The 6,135-nt window shown below is 63.0% G+C and carries 3 protein-coding genes; all 3 read left to right on the top strand.

Annotated features, from left to right (window positions below; all coding sequences use genetic code 11):
• Positions 1 to 181: 181 nt before the first annotated feature.
• Positions 182 to 1,270 (top strand): efflux RND transporter periplasmic adaptor subunit, encoded by a 1,089-nt coding sequence (locus M3P88_RS15495; RefSeq protein ID WP_249616895.1) that lies wholly within the window; start codon positions 182 to 184, stop codon positions 1,268 to 1,270.
• Positions 1,267 to 4,311 (top strand): efflux RND transporter permease subunit, encoded by a 3,045-nt coding sequence (locus M3P88_RS15490; RefSeq protein ID WP_249616894.1) that lies wholly within the window; start codon positions 1,267 to 1,269, stop codon positions 4,309 to 4,311. The genes M3P88_RS15495 and M3P88_RS15490 overlap by 4 nt, the downstream gene beginning before the upstream one ends.
• 149 nt (positions 4,312 to 4,460) lie before the next feature.
• The gene (locus M3P88_RS15485) at positions 4,461 to 6,074 is read left to right on the top strand and encodes a peptide ABC transporter substrate-binding protein (RefSeq protein ID WP_249616893.1); all 1,614 of its coding nucleotides are present in this window, start codon (positions 4,461 to 4,463) and stop codon (positions 6,072 to 6,074) included.
• Positions 6,075 to 6,135: the final 61 nt, after the last annotated feature.

Genomic DNA, 6,135 nt, shown 5'->3' with positions numbered 1-6,135 from the left:
AGGGAGTAGGGAGTAGGGAGTAGGGAGTAGGGAGTAGGGAGTAGGGAGTAGGGAGTAGGGAGTCTACTCCCAGCTCCCCACTCCCCGTCCTCCCGCCCTTTCATTAATAAGTATTAAACCCCGCCCCTGCTCTGCCTGGCTGTCTTATCATGCAAGCTAATTATTTAGCCTGCGTGTCCTTATGAAACTCCTTGTTCCCCTTCTGGCCCTGTGCCTGCTGGCTGCCTGCTCCGGTGGCGAATCGTCCGCTTCTGCCCGCAAGGGCCCGCCGCCGGTGGCGATCAGCTCGACTGTGCTCGCCGTGCAGCCGCTATCCGAAACCGTGCGCGCCTGGGCCGAGGTCGAGTCGGCGGTGGCGCCCGACGTGGCGGCGGAAGTCAGCGGCCGCGTTGCGCGGGTGCTGGTCGATGTCGGGCAGCAGGTGAAAGCCGGACAGGCGCTGGCCGAGATCGAGGCGGGCAGCCTGAACGACGCGCTGCTGGCGGCACAGGCCGATGTGGCGCGCTATCAGGCGCTGCTGGCCGAGCAGCAGGCCACGGTCAGCCGTAATCAGACGCTGGTGAAACAGGGCTTTATTTCGGCGGCGGCGCTGGATGCTTCCGTATCGCAGCGCGATGCCTTGCAAAAACAGCTGGCCGCCGCGCAGGCGCAAGCCAGCAGCAAGGGGCGCGATGCGGCACGTGCTGTGATCCGTGCGCCGGTAGGCGGCGTGGTCGAAGCGCGCGCCATCAGTGCCGGTGACTATGTGAATCCGGGCAAGGTCGTGTTCAGCCTGAATGCCTCCGGCAGCCGGCGCGTGCGTCTGGCGCTGGGCGGGGCGGCGGGAGACCGTCTGCAGCGCGGTATGGAGGTTGCGCTGGGTAATGGCACGCATCAGCTGAAGACGCAGGTCAGCGAAGTGCGTGCCGGGCTGGATGCCGCCAGCCGTGCGCGCATCGCCTGGGCCGAGTTGCCGGCCGATGCGCCATGGCGGGTCGGCGATGCGCTGGATGCCGAGATTTCGCTGGCACAGCGCAGCACGCTGGCGCTGCCGGCGCAGGCGATTGTCGAGCGCCCGGCCGGCAAGGTGGTGTATGTGCTGGCCGGGGACAAGGCCCAAGAGCGCAAGGTCGAGACCGGCATGGTGAGCGGCGATCGTATCGAGATCCTGTCCGGGCTTAAGGCGGGCGACAAGGTGGTGGTGGATGGGGCCGGCTTCCTGTCCGATGGCGCCGCGGTGCGTGATGCGGCCGCCCGTGCCAAGCCGGGTGCGAAAGGAGCGGGCGCATGAGCTGGATTGCGCTGTTTGTCCGCCGGCATGTGCTGAGTTTTGTGCTGTCGGCCGTGATTGTGCTGTTCGGCGTGGTGGCCTACCAGAAGATAGGCGTGGACCGTTACCCCGCCATCGAGCAGCCGACGCTGACGGTGACCACCTCGCTGGACGGGGCCACGCCGGCGGTGATGGACCAGAGTGTGACCCAGGTGATCGAGTCGGCGGTGAATAGCGTGCCCGGCATCGATACGCTGGAGTCGACGTCCAGCCCGGGACGCTCGCAGGTCAAGATCACTTTTAACCTCGACAAGGATATCGACGTCGCCTTTAACGAGGTGCAGTCCAAGCTGGAGCGGGCACGGCGCCGCTTGCCGGACGAAGCCGATGCGCCGGTGGTCTCCAAGACCGATGCCGGTGCCAGCCCGATTATGTGGCTGACGCTGACTGGCGACCGCACCGAGCGCGATCTGTACCAGTTTGCCAATAATGTGGTGCGCAAACAGCTGGAATCTGTCGATGGCGTGGGCGAAGTCATGGTGCGCGGGCGCGGCGAGCGGGTGATACGCATCGAGCTTGAGCCGCAGCAATTGGCCGCCTACAAACTGTCGGCGCAGGATGTGAAGGATGCACTCAAGCGCGAACACCGTCAGGATGCCGGCGGCTATCTGGAGGCGGGGCCGCGCGAATTTCTGGTCGATCTGGATCAGGAATTCCACTCGGTGTCTGCGCTCAAGGGGCTGGTGATAGGCTGGCGCGGTGAAGCGCCGGTCAAACTCTCCGATGTGGCGCAGGTGATGGACAGCGAAGGCGATGTGCGCAGCCTGGCGCGGCGTAATGGCGAAGCTGCAGTCAGCATCGGTATTTCGCGCATTCCCAACACCAATACGGTCGCCATTGCCGACGAGGTATTGCGCCGGCTGGATACGCAGATCCGTCCGACCCTGCCGCCGGGGCTCAAGCTGACGGTGACGTCGAATACCGCCAGCTTTATCAATGAAATGGTCGGTGCGCTCAAAGACCATCTGATCGAGGGCACGATACTGGCGGGTCTGGTGGTATGGGGCTTTTTGCGCAATTGGCGCGCCACCCTGATTGTGTCGCTGGCCATTCCGGTGTCGCTGCTGGGCGCGGTCGCGCTGATGTATTTCATGGGTTACACCTTCAATACCATTACGCTTCTGGCGCTGCTATTGCTGATCGGTGTGGTGGTGGACGACGCCATTGTGGTGCTGGAGGCGGTGCACAGGCGCGAGGAAGCCGGCGAAGAGCCCGAAACCGCCGCGATCCACGGTACCAGCGAGGTGGTGTTTGCCGTGGTGGCGGCGACGCTGTCCCTGGTGGCCATCTTCATGCCGGTGGTGTTCCTGACCAGCACCGTCGGGCGGCTGTTCTCGACCTTTGCCGTGGTGGTGAGTTTCGGCGTGCTGGTGTCGCTCTTGGTGTCGGTGACGCTGACGCCGATGCTGTGTTCGCGTTTTCTTAAGGCCGAGCCGTCGCACGGGCCGGTGTACCGCTTTTTCGAGCGCGGTTTTGTCGCGCTGGAAAATACCTACCGCCGCCTGCTGGCCTGGTCGCTGGCGCACCGCGGCAAGGTCTTGTCCGCCTCGCTATTGCTGGTGGTGGCGGGCTTTGCCATCGCGCTGGCGCTCAAGGGCGAGCTCTACCCGGAGGAGGATGAAGGCCGCTTTATGCTGTCGCTGAAGACGCCGATAGGCTCCAGCGTGGCGTATACCGATGCGCGCACGCGCGACGTCGAAAAGAAACTGCTGGCCCTGCCCGAAGTCGACAATGTGCTGGCCATCGTCGGCGGCTTTGGCGGGCGCTCGGGCAACGAAACCATGATGATGGTCGGCCTGAAACCGGCAGCCGAGCGTGCGCAAAGCCAGAGCGAAGTGATCGGAGCGGTGCGCAAACAGATGGGCAGCGTGCCGGGCGTGCGGGTATCGGCCTTCCCCTTTCCGCGCGTGGGCGAGAGCCGCGGCGGCAAGCTGCAGTTTGCCGTGGTGGGCCCCGAGCTTAGCCAGATCCAGCGCATCAATGACGCGCTGGTGGGCGAGCTGACCGCCATTCCCGGCATCGGCCGGCCCGATGTCGGCAGTGAAAGCCAACTGCCTATGTTGGCAGTCGAGGTCAAGCGCGAGGCGGCCGCCCGCGCAGGGCTCTCCACCCAGCAGGTGCTGGCGGCGGTGAATCTGCTGACTGCCGGCAGCAATGCCGCGCAATTCTCCGACGGCGACGGCGAGCGTTACGATATCCGCGTCAAGGCGGCAACCGGCAGCCTGAACCGCGCCGCTGACCTCGAATCGGTCTATTTGCGCAACAATCTGGGCGAGCAGGTGCCGCTGTCCAGCGTAGCCGAAATCAAGCCTACGCTTGGCCCGACCCAGATCGAGCGCATGGCGCTGATGTATTCGGTCGGCCTGTCGGCCTCGCCGTCCATGCCGCTGGCCGAGGCGATGGCTGTGGTGCGCGAAGTGGCCCAGCCGCTGCTGCCGCCGGGCTACCGCATCGAATTCAAGGGGGAGGCGCGCGAACTGGGCCGCTCCGGCGGTGAGCTGGTGATGGTGTTCGTGCTGGCCAGCCTGATGCTGTACCTGATTCTGGCCGCACAGTTCAACAGCTTCGTGCAGCCGGCGCTGATTATGCTGGCCGAGCCTTTGGCGCTGGTGGGCGGTCTGGCGGCGCTTTGGCTGGCCGGGCAGACGCTGAATGTGTATTCGGTGATTGGTCTGGTGTTGTTGATCGGTCTGGTCGCGAAGAATGCCATCTTGCTGGTCGATGTCACCAACCAGTACCGCGCGCGCGGCATGGAGGTCGACCAAGCCTTGCAAACCAGCTGCCCGGTGCGGCTGCGCCCGGTGTTGATGACCTCGTTTACCGTGGTGCTGGCCATGCTGCCGGCCGCCTTGGGCTTTGGCGCCGGTGCCGCCACCAACGGCCCGCTGGCCGTGGCGGTGATAGGCGGCATGATCAGCTCGACCCTGCTGACCTTGCTGGTGATCCCGGCCGCGTACTCGCTGCTGGAGGGGCAGCGCCGGTCATGGGTGATGCATTTTTGATTCCGCGTCAGCACATTGAATATTGTTTTTTGTGTTTTTTATTGCAATGTAAATTTAATAGTCATAATCTGCGGCTAGCCCCGCCGACTGAGGGTTTCCCCTATGTAGGGTCTGCGGCGGGCAACTTCATAGAGGGAGAGAAGCAGAGCATGCGCAAGACCACCGTATTGTCGACGATCGCGTCGTCCGTCCTCCTCGCGCTGGCGGGGCACGCCATGGCCGCCAAGGTACCGGCCGGTACCACGCTGGCCGCCAAGCAGGAGTTGATCCGCAACAATGGTTCCGAGCCCGAAACGCTGGATCCGGCTGTGGCCGAGTCGGTTGGCGCCAACAACCTGACGCGCGACCTGTTTGAAGGTCTGACGGCAACCGACGCCGACGGCAAGATCGTACCGGGCGTGGCCGAGAGCTGGAAGCAGACTGACCCGACGACCTGGGTGTTCAAGCTCAGGAAGAACGCCAAGTGGAGCAATGGCGAGCCGGTGGTGGCCTCCGACTTTGTTTACGGCTGGCAGCGTTTCATCGATCCGAAAACCGCCTCGCCTTATGCCTCGACTTATGGCGTCTTTATCCTGAACGGTATCGAGGCATCCGAAGGCAAGAAAGCCCCATCCGAACTGGGCGTGAAGGCGCTCGACAAATATACGCTGGAAGTGAAGACCCCGTATCCGGTGGCCTTCCTGCCTGACGTCGTGTCCAACCTGAACCTGGGTCCGGTGAATAAGGCCGCGGTCGAGAAGTACGGCAAGGAATGGACCAAACCGGGCAAGCTGGTCTCCAACGGCGCTTTCGTGCTGAAAGACTGGCAGGTCAACTCCAAGGTGGTGATCGAGAAAAACCCGCAGTACTGGGACAAGGGCAATGTGCAGCTGACCAAGGTCACCTACCTGCCTATCGAAGACGGTTTTGCCGATGTGAAGCTGTTCCAGTCGGGTGAAAACGACTGGGTCTACCAGTTGCCGCCAGCGACCTACGAGAAGTACAAGCAGGAACTGCCAAAAGACATCCGCAACGCCCCTATGCTGGGCCTGCGTTACTACTCGTTCAACGTCAAGGATCCGGTGATGAAGGACAAGCGCGTGCGTCAGGCGCTGTCCATGGTGATCGACCGTGACCTGCTGGCCCAGAAAATCACCGCCGACGGCCAGGTGCCGGCTTATGGTGTGATTGTGCGCGGTGTCTCCGGCGCCGACGTGACCGCTTACGAGTGGGCGAAGTGGCCGATGGCCAAGCGGGTAGAAGAAGCCAAGAAGCTATTGGCTGCTGCCGGCCTGAAGCCGGGCAGCAAGGTCAAGTTCACCTACAACACCAGCGAATACCACAAGAAGATGGCGATCTTTGCCGCTTCCGAGTGGAAGTCCAAGCTCGGCCTCAATACCGAGATGGAAAACATGGAGTTCAAGGTCTTGCTGAAGAAGCGCCACGACGGCGACTTCCAGATCGCGCGTAACGGCTGGGTGGCTGACTACAACGATGCGACCACCTTCCTCACCCTGGTGCAGTGCGGCTCCGACCAGAACGACAACGGCAACTGCAACCCGAAAGCGGAAGAGCTGATCAAGCAGGGCAACCAGAGCAACGACCCTGCCAAGCGCAAGGCTGCTTTGACTCAGGCCGCCAAGATGATCATGGATGACTACCCGATGCTGCCGCTGCTGCAGTACACGGTACCGCGTCTGGTGAAGTCCTATGTTGGCGGCTACTCGACCAAGAGCCCGATGGACCGCTATCGCAGCAAGGATATCTACATCATCAAGCACTAAGCCTGTGAGTTGATGTTGATGGCGGGCCGGCGCGGCCCGTCTTGTTTTATGCCTAGCCAAC

Source organism: Craterilacuibacter sp. RT1T, assembly GCF_023502145.1.
GTDB lineage: Bacteria > Pseudomonadota > Gammaproteobacteria > Burkholderiales > Chromobacteriaceae > Craterilacuibacter.
Note: the sequence above shows the minus strand (reverse complement) of the source record. Positions and strands in the feature narration are given on the sequence as shown.

What these genes read in the sequence shown, in the direction of transcription:
- M3P88_RS15495 (WP_249616895.1), top strand. Translation starts at nt 182, where the DNA reads ATGAAACTCCTTGTTCCCCTTCTGGCCCTGTGCCTGCTGGCTGCCTGC.
- M3P88_RS15490 (WP_249616894.1), top strand. Translation starts at nt 1,267, where the DNA reads ATGAGCTGGATTGCGCTGTTTGTCCGCCGGCATGTGCTGAGTTTTGTG.
- M3P88_RS15485 (WP_249616893.1), top strand. Translation starts at nt 4,461, where the DNA reads ATGCGCAAGACCACCGTATTGTCGACGATCGCGTCGTCCGTCCTCCTC.